At 72.2% G+C, this 15437-nt stretch carries 12 protein-coding genes; 5 read left to right on the forward strand and 7 right to left on the reverse strand.

Annotated elements, in window-relative coordinates; all coding sequences use genetic code 11:
* The first annotated feature begins 168 nt into the window (after window positions 1–168).
* The 3 genes from OG746_RS19025 to OG746_RS19035 all read left to right on the forward strand — a co-directional run bounded on the left by OG746_RS19025 (window position 169) and on the right by OG746_RS19035 (window position 2321).
* Complete coding sequence (locus OG746_RS19025; protein ID WP_266716014.1) at window positions 169–666, forward strand: winged helix-turn-helix transcriptional regulator; 498 nt, start codon at window positions 169–171, stop codon at window positions 664–666.
* Between the two features lie 96 nt (window positions 667–762).
* Window positions 763–1275: an SRPBCC family protein gene (locus tag OG746_RS19030; RefSeq protein WP_266716015.1), complete on the forward strand. Its 513-nt coding sequence runs from the start codon at window positions 763–765 to the stop codon at window positions 1273–1275.
* Window positions 1275–2321, forward strand: a complete 1047-nt coding sequence (locus OG746_RS19035; protein WP_266716017.1) for an LLM class flavin-dependent oxidoreductase — start codon at window positions 1275–1277, stop codon at window positions 2319–2321. Before OG746_RS19030 ends, OG746_RS19035 begins: the two co-directional genes overlap by 1 nt.
* A gap of 944 nt (window positions 2322–3265) precedes the next feature.
* On the opposite strand, the gene OG746_RS19040 is transcribed toward OG746_RS19035, so the two are convergent.
* Both OG746_RS19040 and OG746_RS19045 read right to left on the reverse strand, forming a co-directional pair.
* Window positions 3266–4333, reverse strand: coding sequence for a Ppx/GppA family phosphatase (locus OG746_RS19040; RefSeq protein WP_266716019.1), 1068 nt, complete (start codon window positions 4331–4333; stop codon window positions 3266–3268).
* A gap of 29 nt (window positions 4334–4362) precedes the next feature.
* Window positions 4363–7515, reverse strand: a complete 3153-nt coding sequence (locus OG746_RS19045; RefSeq protein WP_266716021.1) for an acetyl-CoA carboxylase family protein — start codon at window positions 7513–7515, stop codon at window positions 4363–4365.
* Window positions 7516–7656: 141 nt separating this feature from the next.
* Between OG746_RS19045 and OG746_RS19050 the strand changes: the two genes are divergently transcribed.
* Window positions 7657–8310 carry a TetR/AcrR family transcriptional regulator gene (locus OG746_RS19050; protein WP_266716023.1) on the forward strand — a complete coding sequence of 218 codons (654 nt, stop codon included), beginning with the start codon at window positions 7657–7659 and terminating at the stop codon, window positions 8308–8310.
* Between the two features lie 11 nt (window positions 8311–8321).
* Window positions 8322–9986, forward strand: a complete 1665-nt coding sequence (locus OG746_RS19055) for an AMP-binding protein (protein WP_266716025.1) — start codon at window positions 8322–8324, stop codon at window positions 9984–9986.
* Here the strand turns inward: OG746_RS19055 and OG746_RS19060 are convergent.
* Genes OG746_RS19060 through OG746_RS19080 form a run of 5 tightly spaced genes read right to left on the reverse strand, consistent with a single transcriptional unit; the run spans window position 9934 to window position 15209 of the window.
* Window positions 9934–10650, reverse strand: coding sequence for an HAD family hydrolase (locus OG746_RS19060; protein ID WP_266716027.1), 717 nt, complete (start codon window positions 10648–10650; stop codon window positions 9934–9936). The genes OG746_RS19055 and OG746_RS19060 overlap by 53 nt on opposite strands.
* A 31-nt stretch (window positions 10651–10681) precedes the next feature.
* Entirely contained in the window at window positions 10682–11167 is a 486-nt protein-coding gene (locus OG746_RS19065) for an Lrp/AsnC family transcriptional regulator (protein ID WP_266716029.1), read from the reverse strand.
* A gap of 54 nt (window positions 11168–11221) precedes the next feature.
* Window positions 11222–11830 carry a flavin reductase family protein gene (locus tag OG746_RS19070; RefSeq protein WP_266716031.1) on the reverse strand — a complete coding sequence of 203 codons (609 nt, stop codon included), beginning with the start codon at window positions 11828–11830 and terminating at the stop codon, window positions 11222–11224.
* Complete coding sequence (locus tag OG746_RS19075; RefSeq protein WP_266716033.1) at window positions 11827–14025, reverse strand: tetratricopeptide repeat protein; 2199 nt, start codon at window positions 14023–14025, stop codon at window positions 11827–11829. Before OG746_RS19075 ends, OG746_RS19070 begins: the two co-directional genes overlap by 4 nt.
* A complete protein-coding gene (locus OG746_RS19080) occupies window positions 14022–15209 on the reverse strand; it encodes a hypothetical protein (protein ID WP_266716035.1) in 1188 nt (395 codons plus the stop codon). Before OG746_RS19080 ends, OG746_RS19075 begins: the two co-directional genes overlap by 4 nt.
* Window positions 15210–15437 lie beyond the last annotated feature (228 nt).

Genomic DNA, 15437 nt, shown 5'->3' on the forward strand with positions numbered 1-15437 from the left:
TGTCGAACCTTTAGGTGATCAGGTACGGGGCCCCTTCACAATGGGCTCGCGCTGTTCATGGTGAACGTCACTTCGGTGGGGCCGCCCGCCTGGCCAGCTCCGTCTCGTACGGGGACCTACTTCTCTCGTACGGGGACCTACTTGTGGACCCTTCGTATCCTGGCGGGCATGAGGCGCACTTCCTTTGCCGACTGGCCCTGCTCCATCGCCCGCACCATGGACCTCCTGGGGGACTGGTGGACGCCGCTCGTGCTGCGCGAGGCGTTCTACGGCATCACCCGGTTCGACGTGTTCCAGCAGGAGCTCGGCATCGCCCGGACGACTCTGGCGGAGCGGCTGCGGCGGCTGGTCGAGGCGGGGCTGATGGAGAAGCGGGCCTATGACAGTGCTCCGGTGCGGCACGACTATGTCCTGACGGAGAAGGGGCGCGATTTCTTCGGCGTCCTCGCCGCCATGAACGCCTGGGGCAATCGCTGGCTGTCCGGCGAGGAGGGCGCGCCGGTCGTCTTCGAACACGACCGGTGCGGTCATGCCGCCGAGGCGGAGGTCGTCTGCGGGCACTGCGGCGAGCCGATGACCGCCGAGGACACCCACGCGCGGATGGGCCCCGGCTACCCGGAGAAGCTCGCGCGGCGCCCGGACATCGCGGCGCGCTTCACCCGCTGAACGGATCCCCGCAGGGGCCCGTACCCCCCTTGACGTGGTGAGTCCAACTACGAAACTCTCATGCTTCGAGCCGATACGAGAGAGAGGTGGGCCACGATGGAGTGGACGGGCGCGCGCTATGCGGACACCCCGACCGTCGAGGTGCGGCGCAGGATCGAGGCGTCGCCGGAGCGGGTGTGGGAGCTGGTGACGGACATCGGCCTCATGCCGCGGTTCAGCGCCGAGTTGCAGTCCGCCGAGTGGCTCGGCGAGGAGCGCGGCGTGGGCGCCCGGTTCGTGGGACGCAATCGGCACGAGGCGTTCGGCGCGTGGGAGACCACCTCGTACGTCGTCGAGTGCACGGCGCCGCGCGTGTTCGCGTGGGCGGTCTCCGACCCCGAAGTTCCCAGCGCCGTCTGGCGGTTCACCCTCGACGCGCTGGACGACGGGGCGACGGAGCTGGCCCAGTGGGTGCGGATGGGGCCGGGGCGCTCCGGCCTCTCCTTCGCGATCGACCGGATGCCGGAGAAGGAGCAGAAGATCGTCCACGTCCGGCTGAAGGAGTTCGAGCAGGGCATGACCGCCACGCTCGACGCCCTGAAGGACCTCGCGGAAGGGGCGGCCGCCTGATGCGCACCTCCACCACCATCGAGGCGTCCGGCGGGAACTGGCGGGAGACCGTCGACTTCGTCACCGAGGCCGAGCGTCTTGGGCTGGACATCTGCTGGGTCGCGGAGGCCTGGGGCTCCGAAGCGCCGTCGCCGCTGGGGTACTTGGCGGCGCGCACCGAGCGGATGCTGCTCGGCTCCGGCATCATCCAGCTCGCGACCCGCACCCCGGCGGCCATCGCGCGCGCGGCGATCACGCTGTCGAACATCTCCGAGGGCCGCTTCCTCCTCGGGCTCGGTCCGTCCGGGCCGCAGGTGATCGAGGGGCTGCACGGGGTGCCGTTCGCGCGGCCGTTGGGTCGGATGCGGGAGACGGTCGAGATCGTGCGGATGGCGGCGACCGGCGAGAAGATCGCGTACGAGGGGCGGGAGTTCACGCTGCCGTTGCCCGGGGGCGACGCGAAGCCGATGCGGCTGTCGATGCGGGCGGAGCACGAACTTCCCATCTACCTGGCCACGTTGTCGCCGAAGATGCTGCGGCTCACCGGGGAGGTCGCCGACGGGTGGCTCGGGACGAGCTTTGTGCCCGAGGGGGCGAAGGAGGCGTACTTCGACCACTTGGACGCTGGGCTCGCGGCGTCCGGGCGGACCAGGGCCGACCTCGACATCTGCCAGGGGGCGGAGGTGAACTTCGTCGAGGACGAGGAGGAGCTGGCCGCGGTGGTGGGCAGCCGCAAGAAGGAGCTCGCCTTCAGCCTCGGCGGCATGGGCTCCGCCTCGACCAACTTCTACAACCAGGCGTACAGCAGGCAGGGTTGGGCCGACGTCGCCGCGGCGGTCCGCGAACGCTGGCAGGCCGGCGACCGCGAGGGGGCGGCCGCCCTGGTCACCGACGACATGGTCCTCGCCACGACGCTCATCGGCACGGAGGACATGGTGCGGGACCGCTTGAAGGTGTGGCGGGACGCGGGGGTGGACACGGTGCGGCTGTACCCGGCCGGGGACACGGTGGGCGCGCGGCTGGCGACGCTGGGTCGGGCGATCGAGCTGGTACGGGGGGTGGGTTGAGCGGCTCCGCGGTGCGCTTGCCGCGGGTCGGGGGGAGGGGCGGGCCCCTGCGGCACGGTTCCCTGCCGGTTCCGACTGGCTGCACCGGTGCACGGCGGTGTCCCACTCGCGGGGCCGGTGCCTGGCCGTGTCCCACCCGCGGACCGGTGCCTGGTTGCTTCCCACTCGCACGCCGGTGTCCGGTCGTGTCTCCCCGGACGCCGGTACTCGGCCGTTTCCCACCCGCATGCCGGGGCTCTGCCGTTCCCACCCGCACGCTGGGTCCTGGTCGTCGCCCACCCGCCCGCCCCCTCCGGGGGCTTCGGTCAGCCGGGGCCTGGGTGCGGTGCCGGGGTCGGCGCCTGCGGTGGCCGGTGCGCGGCACCGGGGGCTGCCTCGCCCACCCCGCGGCCCAAGGCGGCCGATCGCCCTAGGTTCTGTTCAGCGGACCATCGCGGAGCTGAGCTGCGCCGACTTCTGAACGCCGACGTCCTGGGCTCCTTGTGACCTTGCCTGACCGGGCACCCCTGGCGGCAGCAACGCCGAAAGGGGCACGCCACAAGCCCGTCCCCCGGAGACACCAACCGGGCAGGGGTACGGCCCCAGCTCACAGCCTCGATGCTAGTCAGGGGAGTTGGCGCCCTAAAGCAGCCAAAGCCTGATCGAGGCGAGGGTGGCGGTGCCGTGGAAGATGTGGGCCCTCTTGTCGGGTGGGGAGCCGCCCCGGCGGCGGGCCGGCCAGGGCTGTTGCGACACCCCGTCGGGCCGACGCCCCCGGAGGGGGCGGGTGGGTGGGAGATGGGCGAGTGAACGGGGTTGAGCGACGGGCTGACCGGGGTGGGGCGGCCTGCGTGTTGCCCAACGCGTGGAGACCGCCCACGTGTTGCGTAACACGGTGGTGCCGCCCGCCCGTTACCCACCGTGGCGGCGCCGCTCGCGCATGGCCGCGACCGCGGTCGGTCCGGTCAAGCCCTGCCGGCGTTTGAAGGGGAGCCCGTAGGGCGGCGAGGGGTTTGGGGGGTCAGGCCCCAGGGGGTGGCCCCGGTGCGGGGTGAGGGGGTGTCGCCGGCTGCCAGGCGGAGCGCTGGTACCGGCGAACCGCCCCATCCCACGTCTCCCTCGATGTGGCGCAGCAAAATGCCCTCGCGGATCGCCCACGGGCAGACCGTGAGCTCGCTGATGCCCATGAGCTTCATCGCCGTGTGGCCGACGAGCGCGCCCGCGAGGGACTGCGACGCCCGGGGCGCGGAGATGCCGGGCAGTTCCGCGCGGCGATCGGCCGGGAGCGCCGCCAGCTCGGTGACCGCGAAGCCCAGCGCCCTGCGGCTCAACTGCCGTGGCACGAAAGGACCGTGGCGTCCGGGCGGCGCCCCGCAAAGGCGCGCCAGCTGCGTGAACGTGCGGGACGTGGCCGCCGCCGTCAGCGGCCCCTCCCAGCGGATCCGCGCCGCGACGTCCCTGAGCTGGTGCCGCACATGGCGCCGCAGGGCCTTCAACTGCTGCTCCGTGGGTGGCGAGCCGTCGGCCGGCAGATGCTCGCGGGTGAGTCGCCCCGCCCCGAGCGGCAGCGAGATCGCGAACTCGGGCAGCCGACCACGCCCGAAGGCGACCTCGAGCGAGCCGCCGCCGATGTCGAGGACGCCGAGCGGCCCGGCCCGCCAGCCCATCCAGCGCCGCGCCGCGAGGAACGTCAGCTCGGCCTCCACCTCGCCGGGCAGCACCCGGGGCCGCACCCCGGTGCCCTCCTCGACGGCGTCGAGCACCTCGTCCCGGTTCGGCGCGTCCCGGACGATGGCCGTGGCGAAGACGAACGGCTCGTCGCTGCCCCACCGTTCGGCCTCCGCGACCGCCGCCCGCACCGCCTCCACCAGACGCTCGACGGCCTCGGGACAAAGTCTGCGGTCGGCGTCCACCAGCTCAGACAGGCGTAACCGCCGCTTGGCCGTGTGCACCGGCAGCGGCGCCCCGTCGCGGGCGTCCGCGATCGCGAGGCGCACGGTGTTCGAACCGACATCCACCACACTGATACGCATGATCGGCGGAGTACCCCTCTTGGCGTGCATCAATGCGCGGGCATGACTGAGGTCACGGTCGGCGCGTCCAGTGCCGACATGATCCAACTCCTTGAGTCCGCCGGGTCGATGACCGCGTCGATCTCCAGCGCCGCCGCCGCGTTCACCGCCTTGCCGTGCTCGTACATCTCGGCGACCCGCGCCTCGAACGCCCGCTCCCGCTCGGCGGGATCGGCGATCGCCTCCAGTTCGCGCCGGTAGCCGAGCCGTACCGCGCCCTCCAGGCCCATCCCGCCGAACTCGCCGCTCGGCCAGGCCGCCGTGCCGAGCGGAGCCCGCGTCGAACCGCCCATCATGGCCATCGCCCCGAGCCCGTATGCCTTGCGCAGTACGAGGCACACCAGCGGCGTGGTGAGGCGGGCGCCCGCCACGAACAGGTCCGCGAACTGCCTTACCGTCGCGGTGCGTTCGGAGTCCGGGCCGACCATGAACCCCGGTGTGTCGCACAGCGAGACGACCGGGAGACCGAACGCCTCGCACAGCCGCAGGAAGCGTGCCGCCTTGTCCGCGGCGTCCCGGTCGACGGCGCCGCCGAGGTGCGCCGGGTTGTTGGCGACCAGGCCCATCGGACGGCCTTCGATCCGCACCAGCGCCGTGATCACGCCCACGCCGAAGCCGCGGCGCAGTTCGAGCACCGAGTCCGTGTCGGCGAGTCCCTCGATCGCGGCGCGGATGTCGTAGGCGCGGCGCCGGTTCTCGGGCACCGCGTGGCGCAGGCGTCGCGGGTCCGGTGCCTCCCAACTCGCCTGCGGGCCCTGGAAGTACGAGAGGTAGGCGCGAGCCACGCGCACCGCTTCCGCCTCGTCGGCGACCGGGAGGTCCACGACCCCGTTCGGCACCTGCACCGACAGCGGGCCGATGTCCTCCGGTCGGTACACGCCGAGGCCGCCGCCCTCGATCATCGCGGGTCCGCCCATGCCGATGTTCGCCTCGGGCGTCGCGATGATGACGTCGCAGCAGCCGAGCAGTGCCGCGTTCCCCGCGAAGCAGCGGCCCGACGCGACGCCGACGAGCGGCACCTTGCCGTTGAGCCGCGCCATTTGATGGAACGTCATGACGTCCAGGCCCGCGATCGACGACGTGTCCGTGTCACCGGGCCGGCCCCCGCCGCCCTCCGCGAACAGCACGACGGGCAGTCCGCGGTCCTCGGCCAGATGCAGCATCCGGTCGGTCTTGCGGTGGTTGTTGTGGCCCTGCGTCCCGGCGAGCACCGTGTAGTCGTACGACATCGCGACGGCGGGCGCGCCGCCGATCCGGCCCGTGCCGGTGACCATGCCGTCGGCGGGCGTCGAGCGGATCAGGTCGTCCAGCTGGCGGCGCCGCCGCTGCGCGGCCACCGCGAGCGCGCCGTACTCGGTGAACGTCCCCGGGTCGCACAGGTCCTCGATGTTCTCGCGGGCCGTTCGGAGCCCGGTCGCATGCCGCTTGGCGACCGCTTCGGGGCGGTTCTCGTCCAGGCCGAAGGCGTGCCGCGCGACGACCTGCGCGAGGTCGGGGCGCACCGCGTCGAGGTCGAGCTCCTCGGCCGCGTCCTCCTGGGCGGCGCCGCTCTCCGTCACGTCGAGCAGCACCAACTCGGCGCCCTCGGCGACCGTTTCACCGACTCCCGCTCCCACCGCACGTACGACACCCGCGTGCTCGGCGCGCACCACGTGCTCCATCTTCATCGCTTCGAGTACGAGCAAGGTGGCCCCCGCCGCGACGAGTTGGCCGGGCTCGGCGTCCACGGTGACGACCGTGCCCGCCATGGGCGCGGTCACCGTGCCCGGTTCCGTGCCGCCTTCCGGTGCGGCGTCGGCCGGCGGTGCGAGCTCCGCGAGGTGGCGCTGTACGAACCCGGTGTCGAAGCCTCCCGCCGTGAAGCCGGGGTGGTCGAGCAGCCTGGCCAGGAAGGGGATTCCGGTCCGTACGCCCTCCACCGTGAACTCGTCGAGCGCCCGCCGCGCCCGCACGCACGCCGCCGCGAAGTCACCGGCCGGCGCGTGCACGACGACCTTGGCGAGGAGGGAGTCGTAGCGCGTGCCGAGTTCGGTGCCGGTGCGGGCGGCGGTGTCGACGCGCACACCGGGGCCCGTCGGCACGTCGAGGCGCGCGAGCCGCCCCGCCGACGGGCGCACCGCACCGTCAGGCCCCGTGACCTCCGCGTTCACCCGCAGCTGCACGGCGAAGCCGCGGGGCGCGGGCGGCTCCCCGGCGAGGCCGAGGTCGGCCAGGGTCTCGCCCGCCGCGATCCGCAGCTGCGTCGCGACCAGGTCGACACCCGTCACCTCCTCCGTCACCGTGTGCTCCACCTGGAGGCGCGGATTGGCTTCCATGAACACGAACTCCTCGCCACGTACGAGGAATTCGACCGTGCCGACGCCTGCGTAACGGGAGGCACCGGCCAGTCGCAGGGCAGCGTCGAGGAGTCGGCCGCGCACGGTGGCGTCGAGGCCCGGCGCCGGGGCGATCTCGACGAGCTTCTGGTGGCGGCGCTGCGCGCTGCAGTCCCGCTCCCAAAGGTGGCTCGCGGTGTCACCGTCGCCGACGACCTGCACCTCGATGTGCCGGGCGCCCTCCCACAGCCGCTCCACGTACAACTCGCGTCGCCCGAAGGCCTGTTGAGCCTCGGAGGCGCATCGCTCCCATGCCTCGTCGAGCTCCGCCGCCTCCCGTACGACCCGCATCCCGCGCCCGCCGCCCCCGCCCACGGCCTTGACCATCACCGGCCCTTCGGCGAGGAACGCCCGCGCCTGCTCCAGCGTGGTGTCACCCTCCGTACCAGGAAGCACCGGCACCCCGGCCCCGACCGCGAGCGCACGGGCGCGCGCCTTGTCCCCGAACAGGTCGAGCACCTCCGGCGAAGGGCCCACGAAGGTGAGCCCGGCGTCCGCGCACCGCAGGGAGAACGCCGCGGACTCGCTCAGGAAGCCGTAACCGGGGTGGAGATACGTGCACCCGGACCGGCGCGCGGCCGCGACCAGCGCCTCGGCGTCCAGATAGCCGCCCGCAGCGAGCGGCACGACCTCGTCCGCCAGGTGCAGGTGCGCCTCGTCGCCCGGCTCGTGCACGGCCACCGTGCGCAGCCCGAGTTCGGCGGCCGCGCGGAGCACCCGTACGGCGATCTCCCCTCGGTTGGCGACGAGTACGGCGGCAGACCCCATGTGCCCCTCCGGGATGTCGAAGTCGGGTCCGGCTCCACGGGCCCGAGGTCCCGAGGTTCGAAGGGGCCAAGGTTCCGAGGTGTCGAACGCGGATTCCGTCATGCTCATTGACACTGACGTCAACGTCAATACTCTGGCGCTGTGGCACGCAGTCAGCAGGACAGACCGCCCCGGCGGCAGGAATGGGCGACCCGCACCGCCCGTGACCGGACCGACGCCCCGGCGCGCGGACGGCTGCTCGACGCGGCCGAGCAGGTCTTCGCGCGGCTCGGCTACGGCCCGGCGACCATCGCGGACATCACGGCGCAGGCCGAGGTGTCACGGGCCGGCTTCTACGTCTATTTCGCGTCCAAGGAAGAGGTCTTCCGGGTGCTCGCGGGGCGCGTACGGGACGCGTTCCTCACCGCGCAGGACGTGCCCGGGGTGGACCCCGACGACGTGGCTGCGGTCGCGCGCGCCTCCACGGCCGCGTTCATCGCCGCCTACGCGCGACACCTGCCCCTGCTCGTCCTGCTCGAACAGCAGGCGCGGGGCGACGCCGAGGTGCGCGCCCTGTGGGAGGAGATCCGCGAGCGTCCGGTCCGCCGCGCCGCCCGCTACGTACGCCGGGTCGCGGCCGAGGGCAGGGCGCACCCGGTCGTCGACCCGCTCACCCTGTCCCGTGCCGTCGGCGGCATGAGCATCGAGTTCGCACGGCTCGTCGCCGAGCGACCGGCCACGTACGACCAGGCGGTCGCCGACGCGACCGTCATGTATCTGCACCTTCTCGGTATCGGAGCAGCACCGCAGCAGTAGGGAGCCGCACGTTGTCTCACGGCACGTCCACCATCGACACAGAGGCGTATCTGCGCGACCTGCGCGCCCGCCAGGACAGGTCCAGGTCCGGCCGCCAGTCGTCCGAAACCCGCCACGAGGCAGGGGAGTTGACGCTCCCCGGGCATGTGGCCCGCTCGGCCGCGCGCCATCCGGACCGGCCCGCGATCGTCACGGCGGCCGAGACCCTCAGCTACCGGCAACTCGACGACCAGAGCGCCCGGTTGGCCGGGTGGATGACCGAACAGGGCGTGCGGCCCGGCGACCGCGTCGGCGTATTCCTGCCGAACGGGGCCCGCTTCGTCGTCGCCCTGCTCGCCGTGCTGCGCATCGGGGCGGTGCACGTACCGGTGAACCCGATGTTCCGCGCGGCGGAGCTGCGACACGAACTGAACGACGCAGCACCGGAGTTGGTCGTCACCCGGGACGCGCTGCTGCCCGCCGTCGACGAGGTGCGCGCCGACACCCCCGTCCGCACCGTGCTGGCCGACGCCGACTGGCCGCGGGCCGTCGCCCACGAGCGCCACGAGCCCATCGCCGACGACCTCGACGCGCTCGCCGCCCTCAACTACACCGGAGGCACCACCGGACTCCCCAAGGGCTGCGAGCACACCCAGCGGCACATGGTCTACACGGCCACCGCCATCGACAACGGCCGCACAGCCACGGACGCGGAGCGCGAGCGCGGCATCGTCTCGGTCTGCTACCTGCCCATCTTCTGGATCGCCGGCGAGAACCTCGGCATCCTCGCCCCGCTCGTCTCCGGCGGCACCAGCATCCTGCTCACCCGCTGGAACGCGTCCGATGTCCTCGACGCCATCGAGACCCACGGCGCGACCACCATGGCCGGCACCGTCGAGAACTACCTCGAACTCCTCGACCACCCCGACTTCGCGCGCCACGACCTGACGAGCCTGTCGAGCCCGCTCACCGTCTCCTTCATCCGCAAGCTCACCCCGGCCCTGCGCGCCCGGTGGAAGGAGGCCGTCGGCGAGCACAGTGTGCTGCGCGAGGCCTCGTACGGGATGACCGAGACGCACACCAGTGACACCAACACACTCGGCTTCCAGAACGGCGACCACGATCTGCTGAGCGACCCGGTGTTCTGCGGACTCCCGGTCCCAGGAACGGACTTCATGGTCGTCGACTTCACCACCGGTGAGCCACTGCCACTGGGCGAGCGGGGCGAGATCGTGGTGCGCGGCCCGTCCGTGCTCACGCGCTACTGGCGCGCGCCCGAGGCGACGGAGGCGGCGCTGCGCGACGGCTGGCTGCACACCGGGGACATCGGCGCCCTCGACGAAGAGGGATGCCTGCACTACCTGGGCCGCGACAAGGACATGATCAAGGTGAAGGGCATGAGCGTCTTCCCGACGGAAGTGGAGACACTGCTCGCCCAGCACCCCGACGTGCTCGCCGCCGCGGTCGTCGCCGTCGACGCCCCGGACAGTGGTCAGCGTCCGTACGCGTTCGCGCGCACCGTCCCCGGATCCGCGCTCACCGGGGACACGTTGAAGGAGTGGGCGGCCGGGGCCATGGCGACGTACAAGGTCCCGCACATCGTCGAGATACTCGACGAGCTGCCGCTCACTCCCACCGGGAAGATCAGAAAGACGGAGCTGAGCGCTCGAGCCACTCGCACGCGGCCCGTGCGGTGAACTCCTCCTGACCGCCCTTGAACAGCAGGTCGGCCGTGGTGAACGCCGGGTCCTCCGCCTGCGCCGCGACATACGGCAGCGCGATGCAGCGCATGCCGGCCGCGTGCGCGGCGGCGGCCCCCGGCGCCGCGTCCTCCAGGACCACACAGTGCGAGGCCTGCGTGCCGAGCCGGTGCGCCGCCTCCAGGAACACGTCGGGCGCCGGCTTGCCGTGCTCGACCTCGTCCGCCGACACGTACAGCGGCAGCTGCGCCCCGAGCCCCGTACCGGTGAGGATCGCGTCGATCGCTTCCGGGGACGAACCCGACGCGACGATCATCGGCACGCCCGCCGCGTGCAGCCGCTCGACGAACAGCCGCATCTGCGGGAAGACATGGGTGTCGGCGCGCGCGAGGTCCAGATAGCGGGCGTTCATCTCCTCGAGCAGCTCGCCGTCCGGCGCGTCGATGCCGTACTTCCGCTTCCAGACGCCGATGGTCTCCAGCGTGGAGATCCCGACGTACGTCTCGTGGTCGGCCCACGTGAAGTCCTTGACGCCCTGGCGGGCGAGGGTGGCCAGGGAGGCCCGGAAGTAGTTCGGCTCGCTGTCCACGAGGGTGCCGTCGAGATCGAAGACGATCGCGGTGTCGCGGAAGTGGTACGAGGGGTGGTTCGCGTCGCTCATGGCACCAGGATGCAGGACCGGGGTCCCCCGATCATCCGCGCGGCTGTCCGGCCGCCTTCCCGATCGCCTCGACCAGCGGCAGCAGCCGGTGCGGGACGCGCTCGCGCAGCGCCACCTCGGTGCGGGTGCGGACCACGCCGGGCAGCCGGTTGAGCTGCTGGATCACATCCTCCAGATGCTCGGCGTCGCGCGCCGCCACGCGGGCGAGGAGATCACCGCCGCCCGTGGTGGAGTACGCCTCGATGATCTCCGGCACCCCGGCGAGCTCGTCCCCGACGTCCCCCAGGTGGCCCTGCGTCGTCTCGATGTGCACGAAGGCGAGCACCGGGTGGCCGAGGGCCGCGGGGGAGAGGGACGGCTGCACGCCCGTGATGACACCGTCCCGCTCCATCCGGTCGAGCCTGGCCTGCAGCGTGCCGCGGGCCACGCCGAGGATCCGGGCGTACTCGCGCATGCTCGTGCGGGGCTGTTCCAGGAGGAGCCGCAGGATGCGGGTGTCGAGCTGGTCCACTGCCATGGGCGTCGGGCTCCTTCGGTGGCGCGGCGGAACGCCGCCGACTGTACCAATGGCTCAGTGCCGGGCGCCGGTCGTGCTGGTCGTGCCGGTTGTGCCTGTTGTGCCTGTTGTGCCGGTGGTGCCAGTGCTGTCGGTCGCGCCGGGTGTGCCCGGCGGCACCGGGAGGTCGACGAACGTCCCGTCGTGGTGCACCAGCGGCCCCGCCTCCGTGACCCGGTCCGCCCGCACCACGAGCCCGATGAGCAGGGCGTGGTCGCCCACCGGCCGCATGCTGACCGGCGTGAGCACGAAGCGGGCCAGTACGCCGTCCAGGGCGGGCAGGCCCAGCGGGTCGCGGTGCCAGGAGGTGCCCGGCCCGAAGCGGGCGTGGCGCGGGCCCGCGAAGGCCCGTGCCACCTCCTCCTGACCGGCCGCGAGCAGCTGCACCATCACATGTGTCGCGCCCCGCACCGCCTCCCACGAACCCGACCGCAGGCCCACCGTGAACGACAGGAGCGGCGGGTCGAGGGAGAGCGAGGCGAGTGAGGTGACGCAGAACCCGGCGGGCCGCTCCCCGCCGACCGTGACCACGGCGACCCCTTTGGCGTGCCGCCGCAGAGCGGACCGTACGAGATCGGGCCCGGCCGCTTCGACGCCCGGCGGACTCGTCGCCTCGGCGGTCACGCGGCGCCCTCCCGCAGCGCGGCCCCGGCGCGGGCGTGGATCTCCTCGGCGTGCGGGGAGGCGCCGCCGCGGTCGTACGCGGCCAGGTGGGCGCGCCAGTCCGTGAGCGCCCCGGACGGGTCGTCGAGGGCGAAGCGGCTGACGCCCCGCAGGTACAGCAGCTCCGGGTCGGGCACGCCGCCGGCCGAGGCCATCGCACGGTCCAGGTCGGCGGCCGCGCGCCGGTGCTTGCCGAGGGACTGGAGCGCCACGGCCCGGTTGGCCCGCAGCTCCGCGTCGTCGTCGAGCGCGAGGGCCGCGTCCAGGTCGGCGACGGCCTCGGCGGGGCGGCCCGCGTCGAAGGCGAGGACGGCCCGGTTCGCCCAGGCGGCGAGGCAGCGCGGGTCCGCCTTCAGGGCCGCCGAATAGCTCTCGTATGCGGCTCCCGTGTCGCCCAGTTCGGAGTGCAACGCGCCCTGTGTGGCCAGGAATTGTGAGTTGTCCGGCGCGATGTCCAGGCCGTGGTCGATGTCCGCGCGGGCCCGGTCGAAGTCGCCGCGCTCCAGGGACAGGTCCGCGCGGTGCAGCAGTGAGTCGAGGTGGTCCGGCTCGATGGAGAGGGCGTGGTCCAGATCGCGCAGCGCGCCCGCGTCGTCGCCCAACTCCCGCAGCAGATCGGCCCGGTTGAAGTGCGCCTCGTAGAACGGCGGTGTGAGACGGATCGCGGTCGCGTAGTCGGCGAGCGCCTCGTGGGTCCCGCCGAGCGCGCGGTGCTGGGCGGCCCGCTCGAAGTAGTAGTCGCCGTAGTCCGGGTCGCGGCGGATCACCTCGTCGTAGTCGGCCAGCGAGGCCGTGTGGTCGCCGCGCGCGCCGCGTACCTGCGCCCGGTTGTACAACAGGACGGAGCGGTGCAGGAGTTGCTCGTCCGGGCCGAAGTCGGCGTCCGTGATCGCCATCGCCTCCTCGACCAGGGCGAGCGAACCGTCGGCGTTGCCGCGGTGCAGCTCGACCAGGGCCCGTGCGTTGCGCATGAACGCCCGCACCAGGACCCGCTTGTGCGGGTCTGGGTGCACGTCCGCGATCGCGATCGCCGTGTTCACCCAGGCCAGCGCGAGGTCCTCGTCGTGCGCGTCCTTCGGCAGGAACCGGGTGTAGAGCATCGCCATGAGGTACGCGGTGCCCATGTGCGCGTCCTGCGAGGTGGAGCCGCGCCGCATCTCCTCGAAGTACGCGAACGCGTCCGCGCCGCGCCCCAGATAGCACAGGCAGGCGCCGGTCTTGTGTGTCAGGTTCCAGTACGTACGGTCAGGCTCGACGTCGGCCAGCAGGGCCCGGCCGCGTTCGGCGAGGTCCACGACGGCCTCGTAGAACCCTTTGTTGAAGCAGGCGTTGACGGCGTGGACGATCGCCTCGACGCCTGCGCCCCGCGGGTCCGTGCCGTGCTCCAGGTGGTACGGGATCGCCCCGAGTCGCAGTGTCGGCTCGTCCCGCCCGGCGAGCAGTTCGGCGCGTGCGGTGTGCCGGCGGGCCCGCTCGGCGGCGGGCAGTGCTTCGTAGGCCCTGAGCAGGCGGGCGTCGTCGCTGGTGCCGTCGCTGTCGATGTAGCGTTGCGCGAGGTCCGTGTCGGGCAGCAGCTCCGCGTCCACGAAGGGGAGTCGGGGGACCCGGTGGGTGTGTGCGGCGAGCGCCTTGCCGAGCAGGTCGTCGGACGCCCCCGCGCCGTCGACGACCACGGTCAGGGTGGCGGGATCGCAGCGCCGCAGCAGCACGGCCACCAGATCGCGGTCCGTGGGATCGGCCTCGTCCAGGCCACGGAAGGCGAGGGTGAGGCCGCGCGGGTGGGCCGACCGCGCCCAGTCCATGAGGAGTTCGGCCACGCCGTGCGCGATGCGCAGGGCGCGGGGCGCCGGATAGAAGCGGGTGCGCTCCTTGGCGTCGGCGAGGTTGGTGAGGGTCTGCGGCGGCGTCGGCACGATCTCCATCAGCTCCGGGGCGATCGACTCCACTTCGGCCGCCCGTGCCGATGCCACCAACTCGCTGTCCCGTGCGACCAGTTGGGGTACGGCTTGGTGGAGGAGGAAGTGCGCGGCGGTGAACGGGCCGCGTAACCGGCGGTGGCAGGCGACCTCCAGGGACGGGGACGGTGGTGACTCGGCGGCGGTGGTGTCCGCGGTGGCGTCGAACCACCAGTGGTGTGTCGACAGGTGAGAGGTCATGTCAGGGCTCCTTGAGGTTCGTTGGTACGGGACCGGTTCCGTCGGTCCCGCAGTGTGACGTGGACGAGCAGCCCGATCTGGAGGCCGGACAGGAGCAGGAAGCCCGCCGCGTCGACCAGGTCCCAGAACGGGGTGTGCGGGTTGCCGAGCCGGTCGGCTACCGTCGTCCAGAAGCGTGTGGCGGTGGGGATCCCCGCCCAGGCCAGTGAGGCCAGCGAGAACCCGTACCCGGCGCAGAGCAGCGGCGCGTACCAGCGGGCCACGGCGCGGTCGCGCCGCGACCACTCGGTGTCCGCCGTCGGCGGCGCGAGCCGCAGTACCTTGCGGAACCCGGTACGGACCCGGAACCGCGACGCATTCTGCAGATCCGTACATCCGGTGGCGGTCGTCACCACGTAATAGATGTCCGTCTCCAAATAGAACAGGAATTGCCAGATGAGACGCAGGACACAGGTGAAGGCGACAGCAAGACAGAGTTTGTGAATCCACGACGGAATTGCGTTTGTGTCAAGCGCGAGCGAAAGCAGCGTGAACCCGCAGAGCAGAACAACATCCGCCAACATGCCCGCGCAGAAGACCAGATAGCGTTTCCTGCGCTCCACGCTGAGCAGCGAATCGAGCCGCGTCTCCGCGACGATGTAGTAGAGCCTGCGCCCGATCCCGAGCGTGGACGGCAGTCCGAGCCGTCGCGCGGCGAGCGCGTGGAACGCCTCGTGCACGACGATGCACGGCAGCGCGAGCGCGAAGACGGTCAGCGGGATGAGCGTCAGGTAGTGGGTGAAGAACACCTGGTGGTACGACGGCCGCAGCCCGGGATCTCGCACCATCATGGCCACCGCGGCCGCCACCAGGACGCCGTACGCGACCCAGGCCGGCCAGGAGAACAGCGCTCTGCCGAGCCCCTGCCTGCGCACCCGCCGCGGCTCCGCGACCGGCTCGCCGGTGTGCAGGAAACCGAGGTCGGCGAGGGTTTCCAGGAAGTCGTCCATGTCGAGCGGGTCGCCGCACGTGCGCTCGTACCAGTCGGCGACCTCGCCGGCGGACGCCCCGTCGGCGAACATCCGCAGCGCCTGTGCCCCCTCCTCGGGGAACACCGCGTACGAACCGGTGTCGGGCCGGCCGACCATCACGCCCTCGTCCTCGGCGACCATCGTGAGCCGGTGCAGACGAACGGTGTCGTTCATCCGGCACACCCCCCTTGTAGGAGATGGAAGTCAGGTGGCCGGGGCCGGACCCCGAAGGCGGTCCGGCCCCGGCCGAGGAGGCGCAAATTACGCGGCGTCGCCGCAGAGGTAGTAGCAGGCCGTGGTCAGACGGATGGGCCCTGCCTTGCGGACAGAAATCTTCTTCATGGTGTTCCCCCTTCCGGGGCATCGGAGTTGTGGCGAATTCCGGAATCGCGGTGCTGGAGC

Source organism: Streptomyces sp. NBC_01016 (assembly GCF_026341035.1).
Classification (GTDB): Bacteria; Actinomycetota; Actinomycetes; order Streptomycetales; family Streptomycetaceae; genus Streptomyces.

Excerpts from the sequence above, each read along its gene's own strand:
- OG746_RS19035 (WP_266716017.1), top strand. The coding sequence starts at position 1,275 with ATGCGCACCTCCACCACCATCGAGGCGTCCGGCGGGAACTGGCGGGAG.
- OG746_RS19030 (WP_266716015.1), top strand. The coding sequence starts at position 763 with ATGGAGTGGACGGGCGCGCGCTATGCGGACACCCCGACCGTCGAGGTG.
- OG746_RS19080 (WP_266716035.1), bottom strand. The coding sequence starts at position 15,209 with ATGAACGACACCGTTCGTCTGCACCGGCTCACGATGGTCGCCGAGGAC.
- OG746_RS19040 (WP_266716019.1), bottom strand. The coding sequence starts at position 4,333 with ATGCGTATCAGTGTGGTGGATGTCGGTTCGAACACCGTGCGCCTCGCG.
- OG746_RS19075 (WP_266716033.1), bottom strand. The coding sequence starts at position 14,025 with ATGACCTCTCACCTGTCGACACACCACTGGTGGTTCGACGCCACCGCG.
- OG746_RS19025 (WP_266716014.1), top strand. The coding sequence starts at position 169 with ATGAGGCGCACTTCCTTTGCCGACTGGCCCTGCTCCATCGCCCGCACC.
- OG746_RS19060 (WP_266716027.1), bottom strand. The coding sequence starts at position 10,650 with ATGAGCGACGCGAACCACCCCTCGTACCACTTCCGCGACACCGCGATC.
- OG746_RS19065 (WP_266716029.1), bottom strand. The coding sequence starts at position 11,167 with ATGGCAGTGGACCAGCTCGACACCCGCATCCTGCGGCTCCTCCTGGAA.
- OG746_RS19045 (WP_266716021.1), bottom strand. The coding sequence starts at position 7,515 with ATGGGGTCTGCCGCCGTACTCGTCGCCAACCGAGGGGAGATCGCCGTA.